Origin of the sequence: Methanohalophilus sp., assembly GCF_030156785.1 — an archaeon.
GTDB lineage: Archaea > Halobacteriota > Methanosarcinia > Methanosarcinales > Methanosarcinaceae > Methanohalophilus.
On sequence record NZ_JASGLW010000009.1, the window covers coordinates 23,112 to 39,701 of the forward strand.

21 protein-coding genes and 1 tRNA gene are annotated in these 16,590 nt (G+C 41.2%); all 22 read left to right on the forward strand.

The genetic code is table 11. The features are described from left to right. Positions 1 to 517: 517 nt before the first annotated feature. The 22 genes from PWQ49_RS06115 to PWQ49_RS06220 all read left to right on the forward strand — a co-directional run bounded on the left by PWQ49_RS06115 (position 518) and on the right by PWQ49_RS06220 (position 16,587). Complete coding sequence (locus tag PWQ49_RS06115) at positions 518 to 1,018, forward strand: nitroreductase family protein (protein WP_300609029.1); 501 nt, start codon at positions 518 to 520, stop codon at positions 1,016 to 1,018. Between the two features lie 42 nt (positions 1,019 to 1,060). Further along, entirely contained in the window at positions 1,061 to 1,546 is a 486-nt protein-coding gene (locus PWQ49_RS06120) for a ferritin family protein (protein WP_300609031.1), read from the forward strand. An 18-nt stretch (positions 1,547 to 1,564) separates the two neighbouring features. Next, positions 1,565 to 2,791: an FprA family A-type flavoprotein gene (locus PWQ49_RS06125; RefSeq protein WP_300609033.1), complete on the forward strand. Its 1,227-nt coding sequence runs from the start codon at positions 1,565 to 1,567 to the stop codon at positions 2,789 to 2,791. 32 nt (positions 2,792 to 2,823) lie between these two features. After that, the gene (locus PWQ49_RS06130) at positions 2,824 to 3,099 is read left to right on the forward strand and encodes a ferredoxin-thioredoxin reductase catalytic domain-containing protein (RefSeq protein WP_300609034.1); all 276 of its coding nucleotides are present in this window, start codon (positions 2,824 to 2,826) and stop codon (positions 3,097 to 3,099) included. 19 nt (positions 3,100 to 3,118) lie between these two features. Further along, positions 3,119 to 3,406 carry a DUF4405 domain-containing protein gene (locus PWQ49_RS06135; RefSeq protein ID WP_300609036.1) on the forward strand — a complete coding sequence of 96 codons (288 nt, stop codon included), beginning with the start codon at positions 3,119 to 3,121 and terminating at the stop codon, positions 3,404 to 3,406. 116 nt (positions 3,407 to 3,522) lie between these two features. After that, entirely contained in the window at positions 3,523 to 5,094 is a 1,572-nt protein-coding gene (gene serA / locus PWQ49_RS06140; RefSeq protein WP_300609038.1) for a phosphoglycerate dehydrogenase, read from the forward strand. Between the two features lie 30 nt (positions 5,095 to 5,124). Further along, a complete protein-coding gene (locus tag PWQ49_RS06145; RefSeq protein ID WP_300609040.1) occupies positions 5,125 to 5,604 on the forward strand; it encodes a hypothetical protein in 480 nt (159 codons plus the stop codon). Further along, a complete protein-coding gene (locus PWQ49_RS06150; RefSeq protein WP_300609042.1) occupies positions 5,601 to 5,963 on the forward strand; it encodes a DUF2240 family protein in 363 nt (120 codons plus the stop codon). Before PWQ49_RS06145 ends, PWQ49_RS06150 begins: the two co-directional genes overlap by 4 nt. Before the next feature lie 220 nt (positions 5,964 to 6,183). Next, positions 6,184 to 6,564 (forward strand): 50S ribosomal protein L18e, encoded by a 381-nt coding sequence (locus tag PWQ49_RS06155; RefSeq protein WP_300609044.1) that lies wholly within the window; start codon positions 6,184 to 6,186, stop codon positions 6,562 to 6,564. Between the two features lie 12 nt (positions 6,565 to 6,576). After that, positions 6,577 to 6,996, forward strand: a complete 420-nt coding sequence (gene rplM / locus PWQ49_RS06160; protein ID WP_300609046.1) for a 50S ribosomal protein L13 — start codon at positions 6,577 to 6,579, stop codon at positions 6,994 to 6,996. Between the two features lie 13 nt (positions 6,997 to 7,009). Further along, a complete protein-coding gene (locus PWQ49_RS06165) occupies positions 7,010 to 7,414 on the forward strand; it encodes a 30S ribosomal protein S9 (protein ID WP_300609048.1) in 405 nt (134 codons plus the stop codon). A gap of 9 nt (positions 7,415 to 7,423) precedes the next feature. After that, the gene (locus PWQ49_RS06170; RefSeq protein ID WP_300609050.1) at positions 7,424 to 7,612 is read left to right on the forward strand and encodes a DNA-directed RNA polymerase subunit N; all 189 of its coding nucleotides are present in this window, start codon (positions 7,424 to 7,426) and stop codon (positions 7,610 to 7,612) included. Between the two features lies 1 nt (position 7,613). Continuing rightward, positions 7,614 to 7,688, forward strand: a tRNA-Pro gene (locus tag PWQ49_RS06175). Between the two features lie 176 nt (positions 7,689 to 7,864). Further along, positions 7,865 to 8,050 (forward strand): DNA-directed RNA polymerase subunit K, encoded by a 186-nt coding sequence (locus PWQ49_RS06180; RefSeq protein WP_300609052.1) that lies wholly within the window; start codon positions 7,865 to 7,867, stop codon positions 8,048 to 8,050. Between the two features lie 13 nt (positions 8,051 to 8,063). Then, positions 8,064 to 8,750 (forward strand): 30S ribosomal protein S2, encoded by a 687-nt coding sequence (gene rpsB / locus PWQ49_RS06185; protein WP_300609054.1) that lies wholly within the window; start codon positions 8,064 to 8,066, stop codon positions 8,748 to 8,750. Positions 8,751 to 8,832: 82 nt separating this feature from the next. Then, a complete protein-coding gene (locus tag PWQ49_RS06190; RefSeq protein ID WP_300609056.1) occupies positions 8,833 to 9,630 on the forward strand; it encodes an MEMO1 family protein in 798 nt (265 codons plus the stop codon). 29 nt (positions 9,631 to 9,659) lie between these two features. Further along, a complete protein-coding gene (locus PWQ49_RS06195) occupies positions 9,660 to 10,565 on the forward strand; it encodes a mevalonate kinase (protein WP_300609058.1) in 906 nt (301 codons plus the stop codon). Position 10,566: 1 nt separating this feature from the next. Beyond that, positions 10,567 to 11,340 carry an isopentenyl phosphate kinase gene (locus PWQ49_RS06200; protein WP_300609060.1) on the forward strand — a complete coding sequence of 258 codons (774 nt, stop codon included), beginning with the start codon at positions 10,567 to 10,569 and terminating at the stop codon, positions 11,338 to 11,340. Positions 11,341 to 11,358: 18 nt separating this feature from the next. Next, a complete protein-coding gene (fni, locus tag PWQ49_RS06205; RefSeq protein WP_300609062.1) occupies positions 11,359 to 12,420 on the forward strand; it encodes a type 2 isopentenyl-diphosphate Delta-isomerase in 1,062 nt (353 codons plus the stop codon). A gap of 96 nt (positions 12,421 to 12,516) precedes the next feature. After that, on the forward strand, positions 12,517 to 13,860 hold the full coding sequence (locus PWQ49_RS06210; RefSeq protein WP_300609064.1) for an RNase J family beta-CASP ribonuclease: 1,344 nt from the start codon (positions 12,517 to 12,519) through the stop codon (positions 13,858 to 13,860). Positions 13,861 to 13,881: 21 nt separating this feature from the next. Further along, positions 13,882 to 14,847: a polyprenyl synthetase family protein gene (locus PWQ49_RS06215; protein WP_300609066.1), complete on the forward strand. Its 966-nt coding sequence runs from the start codon at positions 13,882 to 13,884 to the stop codon at positions 14,845 to 14,847. A 96-nt stretch (positions 14,848 to 14,943) separates the two neighbouring features. Further along, positions 14,944 to 16,587, forward strand: a complete 1,644-nt coding sequence (locus PWQ49_RS06220; protein ID WP_300609068.1) for a type II/IV secretion system ATPase subunit — start codon at positions 14,944 to 14,946, stop codon at positions 16,585 to 16,587. Positions 16,588 to 16,590: the final 3 nt, after the last annotated feature.

Below are 16,590 nucleotides of genomic sequence, written 5' to 3' on the forward strand. Positions count from 1 at the left end.
AACCATCAAAAGCTGAAAAATGTAGTTTCTTGTATACAAGGCAAACCGCATAACAAATGGGAATAATACAGCCCTTCCGATAGCATAGATATATAAGATTACTCTTGCTTGCGAAGGATGTGAATTTAAACTGCAGTCTTCTACAATTCTCAATCGGTGTGACCATAATGAGTGCAATAAAAAGCAATGGCTCATGGGTGCACAATATGTAAAAAATCAAATACATTCAGGGCATGATCAAGAGAAGATTTGAAAATGATAATATCCCAAAAACGTATTTATGAAAAAGTATCCCCTACTTTTATTTTCCTCGGATTTAGAAAGTACTGTTTTTCTATGTTTAATCATTTTACATATTGTTGCATTGTCTTTTTAGAAGCACTGTTTGGATGCCACTTTATAAGTTAAATTATCAGGTGAGATAATACGTTTATTTTTCATATTCTCTCTGAAAACCTATTTAAGCATTGACATACACAAGATCCTAATATAAAACCAGTTTCGGTGTGGGGGTAGTATGGAAGTCCTTGAGGCAATTAAAAAGCGGACTAGTATTCGAAAATTTACTGATGAGGATCTCCCTGATGACGCTCTTGACAAAATTCTTTATGCAGGGACACAGGCTCCAAATGCTTTTAATCGTGAGCCATGGGAATTCATATTGATAAGAGAGGGGCGTGTAAAGGATGAGCTTGTTTCAATGCGGCAAAAAGTGCCACCACAGAAAGAAGCTCTTAAAACCGCTCCTGTTGTAATTGTTGTTTGCTATAACAATGAATTGGGAAATGAAGCATTAAGTTCTACTTATGCATGTGTGGAAAATATGCTTCTTGCTGCCACATCATTGGGTTTAGGTGCGGTTACATTAACTTTTCATGGCGGAAAAATCAAGGATTTGCTCGGATTACCGGAAGGATTTGAAATTGCATCAGTAATTCCATTTGGTTATCCTGCCGAGTTCCCTGAAAAGCCAATAAGGAAGCCAGTTTCTGAAAAGTTGCATGTTGGTAAATTTTAATTAACTTCGCTTTAATAGAGTGTTTATTTTGGAGTTAAAACAATGAATATGTTGGAAGATGTTATAGGAGAAATTGAAAATCTGAACTCAATTGAAGAAGCTGTTGAAATGGCCATCTCTCTTGAGGATCAGGGCCGCGACTTTTATCTTGAAAAAGCAGAAGCCACTAAAGAAGTAGCTATTCAGGAAATGTTCAATTTCCTTGCAGAGGAAGAAATTAAGCATGCCGAATACCTACGCAATTTCCTCAAGGAAAACAATATGGAAGTTACGGTTTCTGCAATACCGAATTTAACAAAAACCCTGTCTGAAGAGTTTTCAGGTGAAAGGATGGAAGAAGTCGGTATTCTCCTTGCTGCTCTGCGCTTTGAAAGAAAAAGTGAGGATTTCTATGCAGTACTTGCAAAAAGGACTGATGACCCGCAGCAAAAAGAGTTCTTTGAGAAACTTTCAATGGTTGAACGCGGTCACTATGAACTCATAGACGGGCTTCTCAGCGAATCAACCCAGTTTAGGATGCAGACATAATTTGTGGAGGGCAAGTTTGTGAATACTATTAATGATCCTCTTGAGTTGGCAGAAGGTGTCTATTGGGTAGGTGTTATTGACTGGAACCTGCGTGATTTTCATGGGTATGAAACTCCTCGTGGCGGTACATACAACGCTTATCTGATAGTGGACGAAAAGGTAACCCTTATTGATACTGTAAAGGATCAGTTTGCTGATGAGTTGATTGAGAATATCGGTAGGATTATTGATCCCTCAAAGATTGATTATGTGGTATCCAATCATGTTGAAAGGGATCACTCGAGTTCCCTTCCGGCAATTATGAAAATATGTCAGAATGCTACTGTTATTACAACAGAAAGGGGCAAAAGCGGTCTTTTTGGATATTATGAAGAGGAGGGTTGTGGGGAGTGGAATTTTGAAACCGTAACTACAGGTTCGGAAATTTGCATCGGGAAAAGGACCCTTATGTTCATTGAAACAGTGATGCTTCATTGGCCGGACAACATGCAGACGTACCTCAAGGAAGAAAAAATCCTTTTTTCCAACGATGCATTTGGACAACATCTGGCAACATCCCATCGCTTTGATGATGAAGTAGGACCGGATGCCATAGAAGAGGCGGAAATCTATTACGCCAATATCCTCATGCCTTTTGGATCAAGAATCCTCAAGTACGTGGAATTGTTACATAAACTTGATATTCCCATCGACATGATTGCACCTTCGCATGGTGTTATTTGGCGCAGTTCTCCGGATAAGATAATTAATGCTTATATTAACTGGGCATCAGGGAAAACGATTCCAAAGGTTCTTGTGATTTACGACAGCATGTGGGGCAGCACTGAACTCATGGCACGTGCCATTGTTGAGGGGGTGCGCTTTACTGGGGTTGAGGCACATCTGTTCCATCTTCGTAAGAATGACTGGAGTTTGCTGGTTAAGGAAATGATGGAAACACCAGTTTTTGCTTTGGGTTCACCTACAATGCACAACAGTATGTTTTATACAATTGGAGGCTTTTTGACTTATCTTAAAGGTCTTCATCCCAAAGGGAAAAAGGCAGTCGTCTTTGGTTCATACGGATGGGGCGGTGGCGCCACAAAGCAGATAGAAGAAAATCTTGAAAAATTCAAGGTTGAACTTATGGAAGATGCCTTTCAGATTAAGTTCAGGCCGACATCTGATGATTTGCAGGCTTGCCGTGAACTGGGCATAAGGCTTGCGGAAATTGCAAAAAGCGAATCTAACGATACATTAAATTGATATTAACGCATTTTGTTTAACGGAGAATAAATATGCAATTTTATGACGACCTTGAAACCGAGTTTTATGAGCGTTCCAAAAAGAACGCAGAGACTACCGGATACAGGTTAAATACCGAGTACGATATTATTTCCACTGCTGTTAAGAATATCGCAAAAAACAAGCGTGAGTTCGGTGAATGGTATTGCTTCTGCCAGAAAAGAACCGGTGATGTTGAAAAAGACAAGAAGATCATTTGTCCGTGTGCTGCAAGGGCGAGAGACGTTGAAACCACAGGTTCCTGCAAGTGTGGTCTCTATATTAAATAATGTCTTTAGGGGGTTGCAAATGGTGAACCGGGCAAAATTGAATTATCTGGTTGACATTGCAATCCTTCTTCTTTTTATAATAGTGGCTATAACAGGCTTTTATATGTACTTATTTATACCTTCAGGCGTTCCGCAGGGCCGCTATCAGGTATATATGGGACTGACAAAAGCAACGTGGACATTGATACATAACAGAACGTCTATAATGCTTACAATTGCTGTTTTTGTACATATTGTACTCCATTACAAGTGGATGATGTGCATGACAGGTGTTTATTTTGGGAAATCAAGGGAATGCGATAAATAATTCGGTTTGTTAGTGGTTAGATATATTTATTGGATGGTTCAATCTAAAGTCAGTGTTCACCGGGACTATCCATAAACTTCACCGGTGTATCACATCATATTATGGAGACTTTTATCATGAAGGTGCTGGTCAGCGATTCATTATCTGAAGAAGGTATTTCAATACTCAAAGAGCATTTTGATGTTGAGATTTCAACAGGTCTTTCCGAAGACGAATTGGTTGAGAAAATAGGCGAATTCGATGCCATTGTAATCCGCAGTGGTACGCAGTTAACCGCCCGGGTGATCCATGCTGCCGATAATCTAAAGATTATTGGCCGTGCGGGGGTAGGTGTTGACAATATTGATGTGGAAGCAGCAACTGAAAAAGGTATTATTGTTGTAAATGCCCCCGAAGGAAACATGCTTTCAGCAGCAGAACATACTATTGCTATGATGCTTTCCATGGCACGCAACATACCCCGCGCAGATGCTTCCCTTAAGGCAGGGAAATGGGAGCGTAAGAAGTTCATGGGTGTTGAAGTCAACGGAAAAACCCTTGGTATAATTGGACTAGGCCGTATAGGTGCTGAAGTTGCAAAAAGGGCTCAGGGTCTTGAAATGAACATCTTGGCTTATGATCCTTTCATCACCGAAGATCGCGCAAAAGAATTGGGTGTTGAACTTACCACCGTGGATGATATTGCAAAACGTGCAGATTTCATTACCGTTCATACTCCCCTCACAAAGGAGACAAGAAACATTCTTGATGCAGATCAGTTTGCATTGATGAAACCGACTGCAAGGGTTATCAATTGTGCCCGGGGAGGTATAATTAATGAGGACGCCCTCGCAGATGCACTAAAAAGTGGAATGATTGCCGGTGCTGCAGTGGACGTTTTCACGAGTGAACCACCTACGGATTGTCCCTTCATAAACTTTGATAATGTGGTTGTGACCCCTCACCTTGGTGCCTCCACCGAAGAAGCACAAGTAAACGTTGCGGTTGCAGTTGCAGAGGAAGTTATATCCGTTTTAAGTGGAGGTCAGGCACGCAATACCATTAATATTCCACCCCTGAAGCCGGAACTCGCGTCAGTTCTCACACCTTACATTAATCTTGCAGAAACCCTTGGTAGTGCAGTGTCGCAGCTAATGGATGGTAATTATGGAAAAGTTGAGATATACTATAACGGGGATATTGCTGAAAAGGATTGCCGTTATCTTACACTTGCCGCACTGAAAGGTATTCTTGGAACCATAATGGGTTCTTCTGTCAATTATGTAAATGCTCCTGCAATTGCAAAGAGTCGGGATATTGAGGTTGTTGAGACCAAGTCTGAGAAGTCTGAGGAATATGCATCAAGTATTAAAATTAAGCTCAGCCAGGATTCAGTCTCAAAATCAATTACCGGTGCTGTTGTGGCAGGTGAACCAAGAATTATCATGATAGACGGGCAAAGAGTTGATCTGGCTCCTACTGGTTACATGGTTGTTTCCACACATATCAACAGACCGAATGTCATTGGGCCATGTTGTATTGTCCTTGGTGAAAATAATATCAATATTTCCGGGATGCAGGTAGGTCGTGTACCAATTGGTGAAAAGACTATTATGGCATTAAATGTTGATTCTGAATTGACAGAAGATATTTTGGAGAAAATAAGGCATATTGACGGCATTATTGACGCAAAACTTATTTCTCTCTAATACCCGCACAAATTACGGATTCGGGGTACAATGAAGAAAAGGATATACCATCGGTTTCCGCATAGGGAAGTAGAGTTCGAGCAGAGGAATCGCTACTATGCGGATCTTCCTTTTCTTGTGAAAGTAATGGCTGGTATTGATGGTAAATTCGGGATGTTCGTAACGGAATCTGTGTCCCGGAAAGGTTCGCGTATTCAGGCCCGTCGTGAAATTGAAGTGGAAATTGTCACAAATGGACTTGACTTTTCTCGCCTGAATTATCGCAATGTTGGCTCTATTATAGATACTATCGAATTTCAGGGAACCATTGACTTCCGTATATCACTGAAATATAGTTACCTTGATGGCAAGTATGACCGTGTTCCTCTTAGGGGAGATATTTTCCTTGTGCGTGCAATTCTTGAAGAGGATATTCTGACATTGCGTATTAATCACGTTGATGGTCCTGGACGTACCGAATGCGGAAGAATTGCAGATACTATTATTGATGAGCTCCGGCGTGGATCATGATGGACGAATTGATGTATGTTGTGGCGGCGCCATTTAAGCGTAATGATAGTACTTCCATTTCTGTTAGAGATTTTGATTATTCTCTCTCTTTTGATCTAAAGTGGATATCTCCGCAGCAAGCTGCTGCATTGCGGGATCTGGCAGTAGAATCAGGTCTCCTCCGTGAAGAAGATAAGCTGTTGTATCCTTCTTTTGATCCTTCTACACTAACAATTCCTAGGGATTTCCATCCATCTGGTGATTTGCTTAAGCAAACACTTCTGATTGATAAAATGCTTCAGTATATAGCAGTTTGCAGTAATCTGGAAATCAGAGATATCGCTTCTAAAGTAAATCAAATTCAGGAACATTTTTCATAGATGATAGATCCGGAGATCGCCGCATTTCTTGTAGGGAAGGAATTAGGTTGTAACATGGATATTTTTTATGAATCGGTTCAGCAAAAGATTTCAAGTGACTAATCATTTGCACATAATCTTTATGTATTAGTAATGTAATTACAACCCACTCTATATTCAGTATTACCTATGTTCGAACGCAGATTTGCGTGAGTAAGATCAACTCTTGCGGAGGAGCATAATGAGCAAAAAAATTCAAAAAATTGTATATAAGAAGACCGATCCAAGGATGCCGGCATTAATTTCTGCATTAAGAAAGCAGTCATTTCAGGAAGATGCACCAATCTGGAAAGATATTGCACGGAGATTTGAGTCTCCAAGGAAGAATTATGCGGAAGTAAATATCAGCAAGCTTAATCGCCATTCTGCAGCTGATGATGTTATACTTGTTCCAGGGAAAGTATTGGGTGCCGGGAAAATATCTCACTCTGTTGTAGTTGGAGCACTTGGTTTTAGTGCTTCAGCAAAGGAAAAGATCGCAGATGCCGGTGGTAAAGTCATGACCATTGAACAAATGATGGCTGAGTATCCAAAGGGTTCTGGTATAAGGATTCTGAGATAAAAGGTGATCTTAATGACTGTTATTAACGCTGATGGACTTATCATGGGCAGGCTTGCCAGCTCAGTTGCAAAAAGATTGCTTGCCGGAGAAACTATTTATATAGTTAATGCTGAAAATGCAGTTATATCCGGTACCAAAGAAGCAACATTTGGTGAATACAAGGAGAGAAGAGATATTGGTTCCAAGGAATTTGGTCCGTATTTCCCAAAAAGACCCGACCGTATTCTTAAGAGGACTGTAAGGGGAATGCTTCCTTACAAGAGAGCAAGGGGCAGGGATGCTTTAGGACGCCTTAAGGTATATGTTGGCGTTCCTGATGAGTTGCAGGGAAAAGAATTCACAACACTTGAAGAAGCAAGCATAGAACGTCTCAGCACAGGCAAATACATGACTGTTGGAACTTTAAGCCACAAGTTAGGGTCGAAATTCTAAAGGAGATTAATACATGTCCACCAAAGTTTGTAATACATCGGGTAAGAAAAAGACTGCAATTGCTCGTGCAACAGTTCGTAAGGGAAATGGTAAAATTCGTGTAAACAAGAAGCCCATAGAAATCTTCGAACCTCTCTATGCAAAACTCAAAATTATGGAGCCTCTCATCCTTGCAGGCGACATCGCATCTGATATCGACATTGATATAAAGGTGCAGGGTGGCGGCATAATGGGACAGGCAAACGCAGTTCGTACTGCAATTGCCAGAGGCATTATTGAATGGACGAACGATACATCCCTGCGAGACACATTCATGTCTTATGATCGTAACCTTCTTGTAAACGATTCCAGACAGAAGGAAACCAAGAAAGCAGGCGGTCCGGGTGCACGTGCAAAGTACCAGAAATCTTATAGGTGAGGCTTTTACATGATTCCTGTTCGCTGTTTCACATGTGGCAAAGTCATAGCAAACAGCTGGGAAGAGTACAAACGCCGCGTAGATGGAGGCGAAGACCCTGCATCAGTACTTGATGATCTTGGCATCAATAGGTATTGCTGCAGGCGAATGTTACTCACTCATGTTGAGCTCGTGGAAGTTGTTTCGCCATACCAGTAAAGGGACCGTAGGGTAGCCTGGACCATCCTTCGGCGTTCGGGACGCCGGTACCTGAGTTCGAATCTCAGCGGTCCCATACCCTTTATGGGAAAACTGGAATAAGGCAATATTTCGCATGAAGACCACATTCGGAGGGATTCCGAATAACCCCATCATTGTTTCAAAGAAAATAAGTAAATTCCGGACTTTTCTTGTAATGCATTACGTAAACGTATACATTTTTCGAAGATTTATTTCTTTAAGGGTGATCATTTGAGCAAACTGAAATATACAAGATATGAACGTGCGAGGATTATTGGATCAAGATCCCTTCAGATATCAATGGGGGCACCAATACTCCTTGATGATGTAGAGACTAATGATCCCTTAAAAATTGCCACACTTGAGTATGAGGAAGGTGTGATCCCTATTACCGTTAAACGTGACTATTTCCAATAATGAGGTGAACTAAATGGAAGAAACACAGGATCAAGATATTGAACAAACAATTGAAGAAGTAGAACAGCCCGTACAGGAAGCAGTGGCTGAAGACGAGGAAAGCAAGTCCGCCTCAGTTGACTCCACATCCCTTGTTCCTATCGATGAATATCTGGCAGCAGGTGTCCACATCGGTACACAGCAGAAAACTAAGGACATGATGAAATTCGTCTACAGGGTACGCACAGATGGTCTTTATGTCCTTGATATCCAGTCAACTGACAAAAGGATTAAGGAAGTTGCGCAATTCCTGGCAAAATACGATCCTTCCAAGATACTTGTTGTATCTGCAAGACAGTATGGCCAGTTCCCTGCAAAAATGTTCTCCAAGGCAATAGGTGCAAAGGCAATGGTCGGACGCTTTATCCCAGGAAGACTTACCAACCCGGCTGTAGAAGGATTCTTTGAACCAGATGTTGTAGTAGTAACAGATCCTACCGGAGATGCGCAGGTTATCAAGGAAGCTGTTGATATTGGAATTCCTGTAGTGGGTCTTTGTGATACCAACAACCTAACTTCAAATGTAGATCTGGTAATTCCAACAAACAACAAAGGAAGAAAAGCCCTCTCTCTTGTTTACTGGTTGCTTGCAAGGGAAGTTGCAGCTGAGAGGAACATTCCTTTCAACTATGAGATGAGTGACTTTGAGGCAGGCCTCTGAAGTCTCTTTTTCATCTTTTTCCCATGAATCCTTTGCACACTACTTATATAATAGAGTCTATCTCTTATAGGGGATAGATACTATGAGACAACCAACAGTAGCCGGACAGTTTTATCCATTAACTCCACATTCTCTAAAGAAAGAGCTTAGGCGTTGTTTTAGAGGATTGGAATTGAAAGAGACTTCTGCAAAAGGGGCTGTAGTACCTCATGCAGGATATGTTTATTCAGGTACAGTAGCAGCTAATTCATATTCCCGTCTTCCAAAAGCGGATACGTTTGTGATTTTTGGACCAAATCATACTGGATATGGTTCGCCTGTAGCTCTTTCCTGTGATAACTGGTCAACTCCCCTCGGGGATGTGGCAAATGATTCTGAGTTTTGCAAAAAACTCGCTGGAAGCATTGTTGACATGGATGAAATTGCACACCGTTATGAACATTCAATTGAAGTGCAGATTCCTTTCCTTCAATACAGATTTGGATCTGATTTTAAAATAGTTCCAATCTGCCTTGGCATGCAGGACATGGATACTGCTATGGAAGTTGGCAGGGAAGTGGCAAAAGCTGCCAAAGAACTTGGAAGAAATGTCGTATTCATAGCTTCCAGCGATTTTACTCACTATGAACCTCAGGAAGTGGCACTGGAGAAAGATGAAGCCCTTATTGAAGCGATTCTTGAGATGGATATTGAGGAATTCTACAAACGGATTGTTGAGGTCAATGCATCAGCATGTGGTTACGGTCCAATTGCAGCTATGCTTGCAGCATCAAAGGAAATGGGTGCAACATCTGCAGAACTTCTGAAATATGCAACAAGCGGAGACGTATCCGGCGACTATTCTGCAGTAGTTGGATATGCGGCAATAGTGATTCATTGAGATATTTGCAATAGGCAGGATGTATTAGGATGGTTACCTGTTCAGCACCGGGCAAAATCTATCTTTTTGGGGAACATGCAGTTGTTTATGGCGAAAGTGCCATTTGCTGTGCTATAGATATAAGGGCAAGGATCACCGTAGAGGAATACGATTCTGTCTTAATTGAGTCGTCTCTTGGATCAACAGGAATTGATTATTCAATTCATCCTTATGTTTCGGAAGTCTTGGATAAGGTGTACACAATGTCCTCTTTTGAGGGTGTTAAAGTTCATGTGGAATCAGATATTCCAATTGGTTCAGGTCTTGGTTCATCCGCAGCAGTTACGGTAGCCACACTCAAAGGGCTTGACAGTTTACTCGGATTGAATCTTTCCCTTGAAGATATAGCTTCAATCGGGCATGAAATTGAAATAAAGGTTCAGGGTGCGGCAAGTCCGACTGATACATATGTTTGCACGATGGGCGGGACTGTAATGTTACCCCAACGTAAACACCTTGATCTGCTTGATTGTGGTGTTGTTATAGGGAACACCAACATTTTTTCCTCGACAAAAGAGCTTGTATCAAATGTATCTACACTCAAGAATAACTACCCCGAATTGATACTGCCAATTTTTTCCACGATAGGGAAAGCTGCACTTCGTGGTGAACTTCTTCTCGCTGAAAAGGATTATGAAGAGGTTGGAAAACTGATGGATATTAATCAGGGTCTTCTGGATTCCATTGGAGTCAATTGTTCTGAACTTTCCCGTTTGATCTATGCAGCACGTGATGCAGGGGCATTCGGAGCAAAAATTACAGGTGCCGGTGGTGGAGGTTGCATGGTTGCAATTGCAGATACAGATAAAGTTGATGATGTAAGTCTGGCGATTTCTGAAGCGGGTGGTGTACCTCTTGTCACAAAATCTACAGGTCAGGGTGTAAGAATTGAATAAGATGAGCGGCAATTTAACGATTTTAAAACTGGGTGGCAGTGTAATTACCGACAAGAATGCAGATGAAGGTGTTGCCCTGAAAGAGGAAATCAGCAGGCTTGCAAAGGAAATAAGTTCTTATAAAGGACAAATGATAATAGTGCATGGAGCAGGTTCTTTTGGTCACCCTCTTGCACACCGTTATTCCCTTGTGGATAATTTCGATGCGGAAGGGCTTGTTTTGACTCACCGTTCAGTAAAGATACTTAACTCTATTGTTGTGGATGCTCTTAATGAATCTGGAGTAAAATCTGTGGGAGTACATTCCATGGACTGCTTTACCACAACTGATGGACGTATTTCGTCATCTTTTCTTGATCCAATTCGAATTATGATTGAGAAAGGCATAGTTCCTGTGCTCCATGGCGATGTTGTAATGGACAGTACTAAAGGTGTTTCTATCGTATCAGGAGATCAGGTTCTTCCATATCTGGCTCTTGCTTTTGGTGCTGGCAGGATTGGTCTTGGAAGTGCAGAGGACGGGGTACTGGATGAAAACGGAAATCCAATTCCACTTATAACAAACGACAATTTTGATTATATTAAAGCTTGTCTGGGAGGATCTGCCTGCACCGACGTTACTGGTGGGATGTTGGGGAAGGTGCGTGAACTCCTTGATATGTGTCATGGGAGATCCATGACTTCATATATTTTCAATGCTAAAGTTGCTGGAAACGTCCTTAACTTTTTAAATGGTGAAGAAATAGGTACAGCTATATCTGACAGTCTCGAATGAATTTTAGTTGGGGTTAGCATGAGCACTTCTCAGAGAAAAATTGAACACATGAAACTTTGTGCTGAAAAACCGGTGGAGGCAAGAAATAATAAACCAGGTTTTGATGATATTGTACTCGTACATCGTGCTATCCCAGAAATTGATATGGATAAGATTGATCTTTCAACCAAATTCCTTAGCAAGGATTTGAGTGCTCCTTTTTTGATTGCATCAATAACAGGTGGACATCCTGCTACAACATCTGTGAATGCAGCTCTTGCAAAAGCTGCAGGTGAGCTGGGAATAGGTATTGGTGTTGGAAGCCAGAGAGCTGCTATTGATGACTCTTCCCAGAGAGAATCATTTACAGTTGTCAGAGAAGAAGCGCCGGATGCTTTTGTTTACGGAAATGTGGGTGCTGCTCAGATTAAGGAATATGGAATTGAAATTGCCGAATCACTTGTTGATATGCTGGATGCGGATGCTCTGGCGGTTCATCTGAATTTCCTACAGGAAGCAATCCAGCCAGAAGGCGATAGGGATGCGACAGGATGCCTTGAAGCAATCGAAAATGTCTGTTCACTGGATGTTCCAGTCATTGTAAAAGAAACAGGTGCTGGAATATCAAGGGAAGATGCCGTTCTTCTCAAAAAGGCAGGTGTATCAGCGATTGATGTAGGAGGCGTAGGGGGCACAAGCTGGGCAGGTGTGGAGGTTTATCGTGCAAGACAACGCAATGATACAATGTTTGAGAGTCTGGGTGAGTTATTCTGGGATTTTGGGATCCCAACAGTATCAAGTCTCGTTGAATGTCGTGTAGGTCTTCCTCTGATTGCAACAGGTGGCGTACGTACAGGGCTTGACATAGCCAGATCCATAGCAATGGGTGCGGATGTTGCAAGTGCAGCCCTTCCGTTTGTTGCACCGGCTCTTAATGACGCAACAGCTGTAAAAGAGCGTCTTAAAAAAATGTTTGAAGAACTTAAGGTTGCCATGTTCCTCTGTGGATGTGAAAACATTGATACACTAAAAACGAATTGTTCGGTTGTAGTCACGGGAAAAACACTGGAATATCTAACACAACGTGGTTTCGATATATGAAACACAATATCATATTCATGAATTTGGAAACAGCGGTAGAAAGATACTGCAGGGCTTTGGATTTTTGAAAAGAAAAATTGTTAATTGAGGTATTTAATGACAGAAATAAGCATAATTGCAGTTGGCGGCTATAATGAAATGGGCCGTAACATGACTGCCATCAGAGTTGATGACAGGATTATTATTCTTGATATGGGTTTGCGCCTTGACAGGGTGCAAATTCATGAGGATGTAGAAATAGATAAAATGCATTCCCTTGAACTGATTGAGATGGGAGCGATCCCAGATGATACTATTATGAAGGAGATTAATGGGAATGTCTGTGCAATAGTTTGTACACATGGGCATCTTGATCATATCGGGGCTATATCCAAACTTGCACACAGATATACTGCGCCAATTATAGGTACTCCTTACACGGCAGCACTTATCCAGCACCAGATTGATTCAGAGAGGAAATTTGGTGTGAGAAACAAGATAATCCCCATTGAAGCAGGTGGAACCTACCAGATCAGTGATGATCTTTACATTGAATTGATACGAATGCAGCACAGTATTGTTGATTCTATATTTGTAGCAGTACACACTCCAAGAGGTGCTATTCTTTATGCATGTGACTTCAAACTGGATCGCACTCCTACAATTGGATTGCCACCAGATTTTGATAGGCTCAGGGAACTTGGCAAGGAAGGTGTCCTGGCTATGATTACTGAAAGTACCAATGCCACACGTGCCGGTAAAACTCCTTCTGAGAGGATAGCCCATGACATGGTCAAGGATGTGTTGCTAGGTACCGAGGAATCGGATGTAGGAATGATTATTACAACCTTTGCATCCCATATTGCAAGAATTAATTCCATTGTACATTTTGCGAAAGAAATGGACAGGATTCCTATGCTTCTTGGTCGTTCTATGGATCGTTATCTCACTACTGCCAAAGAACTTGGCTACATTACCCTTCCGGATAATGTTGAAATCTATGGTCATCGCAGGGATGTTGACCGCGCCCTGAAGAAAATAATGGAAAAAGGAAAGGATAAGTACCTCCCGATCGTCACCGGACATCAGGGAGAACCTGGAGCCATTCTTTCAAGGATAGCAAACGGAGAAACTCCTTATCAGGTTGAATCAGGGGATCGCATAATATTCTCTGCCAATGTTATTCCTACTCCAATGACACAGGCAAACAGATATGCACTGGAAACGAAACTCAAGATGAAAGGTGCTCGCATTTATGACAATGTTCATGTTTCGGGACATGCATACAGAGAAGATCATTGGGAATTGCTCAGGCTGATCAATCCGGAGCATGTTATACCAGCCCATGGAACACTTAACATGCACAGTGCTTATCTTGAGATGGCGGAAGATGCGGGTTATGAACTCGGTCATAATACTCATCTCCTGAGAAATGGTGAAGAATTATATATTGAAGAATAATAGACTCTGAAAGGGACTAACATGGATTTATTCGCTGAAATCGAAAAAAAAAGCAAACTTGTGGATGAAGGTATAGAAACTTATCTCCCTGTAACCCATCCAGAGGAACTCTATAAAGCTACCCGTTACCTTCCGGATGCAGGAGGAAAACGTCTTAGACCCTCGGTTCTTATGTTTGCTGCAGAGGCTGTAGGAGGAGATTCCAAATCCGTCATTCCGGCTGCTGTTGCTGTAGAACTTGTTCATAATTTTACCTTGATTCATGATGATATCATGGACAGTGATGACATTCGCAGAGGAATGCCTGCGCTTCATGTGAAATGGGGAGATGCTGGTGCCATTCTTGCCGGTGACACCCTGTACTCAAGGGCTTTTGAAATCCTTTCCGGGATGGATGTGGATAAAGAACGCCTTATCAAATGCATCCAGTTGTTATCCCGTACATGTACGGAAATTTGTGAAGGTCAATGGCTTGATATTGAGTTTGAAGACCGTGATGATGTAACTGAGGATGAATACCTTGAAATGATCACGAAGAAAACCTCTGTGCTCTACGGAGCAGCTGCCAAAATGGGTGGATTGCTTGGAGGTGCTTCCGAAGAGGTTACAAGTGCGCTTTATGATTTTGGATTACTTATAGGTGTAAGTTTCCAGATACATGATGATGTTCTTGATCTGATCACTCCAGAAGATGTTCTAGGTAAAGTACGGGGCAGTGATCTGATGGAAGGCAAAAAGACACTGATTGCCATTCATGCTCTTAATAATGGTGTAAAGCTTGATATTTTCGGGAAAGGAAACGCCACAAAGGAGCAAATCGATAAAGCAGTTTCAGTGCTGGAAGAATCCGGTTCTCTTCCTTATGCAAGGAATCTTGCAGAGTCTTATCTCAAAGAAGGTAAAGATCGACTTAATGTTCTCGAAGATTCTGAAGCAAAACAGGCTCTTCTTGAAATTACTGATTATATGCTAAGTAGGAAATACTGACTCCTTCTCTATTTTTTTCTGTCAGCAACATGCCAAGTCTTTTATATATTCCCGCACATTTATATTTTAGACAAATTTTTGTTGAAAGGGTTTTTTATGAATGATTTTGATGAAAAGATCCGTGACTATAATGCGAGATGTTATCAGAAATCCGGATTTACTCACAAATTGACATTTTGGAAAGACTCTTTTGATTCCATACCGGTTTATGACCCTGAAAAAAATGGTCATATGGTAAGTTTCGATGTTCCAGAAGGATTTAGTCAGGTTGAATGGTATTGGGTCGACGAACCCTATGTCTATATCAATATCCTTGAAAAAAGCGGCTTGAAATACTACCATGTAGTGGAACCCACCCTTTCAGCTTATGAAAAAGAAATCCTTGAGCGTACTTACAACGATCTAAAAGATATTCTCACATTAAATGATATACAAGAAGATTGTGATCGTGAGGTAATTCTTGTTATAAAGGCACTAAATCTCTTCAAAAGGTATCATGTGCCACTTGACGTACGTTCCAAATATAAGATATTGTATTTCCTGAGGCGCAATTTTCTGGGTTTTGGAAGAATCAATGCTTTAATGATGGATCCTTATATAGAGGATATCTCATGTGACGGGGTTGATATTCCAATTTATCTTTATCATATGAAGTATTTGAATATTAAAACTAATATATCCTTTAATGAAGAGAAACTAAACTCATTTGTTATTACTCTCTGCCAGCGTTCAGGAAAGCACATTTCAATAAGCGAGCCTCTGGTTGATGCAACGCTTCCGGATGGTTCCAGGCTTCAGGCAACACTTGGTCGTGAAATCACTACGCGTGGAAGTTCCTTTAATGTAAGGAAATTCCGTGGGGATCCTATTACTCCAATTGACTTGATTAAATTTGGAACATGCAGTCTTGAAATGATGGTTTATTTCTGGATGGCTATTGAAAATGGTTTTAGTGCTATATTTGCAGGAGGTACTGCATCCGGAAAAACCAGTATGCTTAATGCAGTCTCTCTTTTCATCCCGCCCCTTTCAAAGATTGTCTCAATTGAGGATACTCGGGAGATTATGCTTTACCATGATAACTGGATTGCAGGAGTCACACGATCCCCTATTTCAAAAACAGGTATGGGAGAGGTTTCAATGTATGATCTCTTGAAATCCGCACTCCGACAGAGGCCAGAAACAATCATAGTTGGTGAAGTAAGGGGAAAGGAGGCATTAACTCTTTTCCAGGCACTTTCCACAGGCCATACTACATATTCAACAATGCATGCAGGCGATGTCCAGACGGCGGTAAACAGACTGCAGAATGAGCCCATCAATGTTCCTCGTGTTATGCTCCAGTCACTTGATATTCTCTGTATCCAGAAGCAGGTTTTTGTTGGTGATAAACGGGTGAGAAGAACCGGTTCAATAGTTGAATTTTCAGGTATTGATCCAAAATCAGGGGATTTGATAATAAATGAATTGTATCAGTGGGACCCTGCTAAGGATTTTTTTAATCGAAATGGTTATTCATACGTTTTGAAAAGAATTGTTCAGAAACGTGGATGGACCGAAGAAATGTTACAGAACGAAATCGAAAACCGCTTAAAAATACTTGAATATCTGCTAAAGAATAACATAAGGGGTTGCGTTCAGATCTCTACCCTTGTGAAACAATATTCTACTTCTCCTGATGCTGTAATGGATTCTATTGAACACGAAACTTTGGAAGATCTCCTTGAAAGCAGTTTATGAAAG

Coding starts and splice junctions, on each gene's coding strand:
- PWQ49_RS06115 (WP_300609029.1), top strand. CDS start 518: ATGGAAGTCCTTGAGGCAATTAAAAAGCGGACTAGTATTCGAAAATTT.
- PWQ49_RS06120 (WP_300609031.1), top strand. CDS start 1,061: ATGAATATGTTGGAAGATGTTATAGGAGAAATTGAAAATCTGAACTCA.
- PWQ49_RS06130 (WP_300609034.1), top strand. CDS start 2,824: ATGCAATTTTATGACGACCTTGAAACCGAGTTTTATGAGCGTTCCAAA.
- PWQ49_RS06135 (WP_300609036.1), top strand. CDS start 3,119: ATGGTGAACCGGGCAAAATTGAATTATCTGGTTGACATTGCAATCCTT.
- serA (WP_300609038.1), top strand. CDS start 3,523: ATGAAGGTGCTGGTCAGCGATTCATTATCTGAAGAAGGTATTTCAATA.
- PWQ49_RS06145 (WP_300609040.1), top strand. CDS start 5,125: ATGAAGAAAAGGATATACCATCGGTTTCCGCATAGGGAAGTAGAGTTC.
- PWQ49_RS06150 (WP_300609042.1), top strand. CDS start 5,601: ATGATGGACGAATTGATGTATGTTGTGGCGGCGCCATTTAAGCGTAAT.
- PWQ49_RS06155 (WP_300609044.1), top strand. CDS start 6,184: ATGAGCAAAAAAATTCAAAAAATTGTATATAAGAAGACCGATCCAAGG.
- rplM (WP_300609046.1), top strand. CDS start 6,577: ATGACTGTTATTAACGCTGATGGACTTATCATGGGCAGGCTTGCCAGC.
- PWQ49_RS06165 (WP_300609048.1), top strand. CDS start 7,010: ATGTCCACCAAAGTTTGTAATACATCGGGTAAGAAAAAGACTGCAATT.
- PWQ49_RS06170 (WP_300609050.1), top strand. CDS start 7,424: ATGATTCCTGTTCGCTGTTTCACATGTGGCAAAGTCATAGCAAACAGC.
- rpsB (WP_300609054.1), top strand. CDS start 8,064: ATGGAAGAAACACAGGATCAAGATATTGAACAAACAATTGAAGAAGTA.
- PWQ49_RS06190 (WP_300609056.1), top strand. CDS start 8,833: ATGAGACAACCAACAGTAGCCGGACAGTTTTATCCATTAACTCCACAT.
- PWQ49_RS06195 (WP_300609058.1), top strand. CDS start 9,660: ATGGTTACCTGTTCAGCACCGGGCAAAATCTATCTTTTTGGGGAACAT.
- PWQ49_RS06200 (WP_300609060.1), top strand. CDS start 10,567: ATGAGCGGCAATTTAACGATTTTAAAACTGGGTGGCAGTGTAATTACC.
- fni (WP_300609062.1), top strand. CDS start 11,359: ATGAGCACTTCTCAGAGAAAAATTGAACACATGAAACTTTGTGCTGAA.
- PWQ49_RS06210 (WP_300609064.1), top strand. CDS start 12,517: ATGACAGAAATAAGCATAATTGCAGTTGGCGGCTATAATGAAATGGGC.
- PWQ49_RS06215 (WP_300609066.1), top strand. CDS start 13,882: ATGGATTTATTCGCTGAAATCGAAAAAAAAAGCAAACTTGTGGATGAA.
- PWQ49_RS06220 (WP_300609068.1), top strand. CDS start 14,944: ATGAATGATTTTGATGAAAAGATCCGTGACTATAATGCGAGATGTTAT.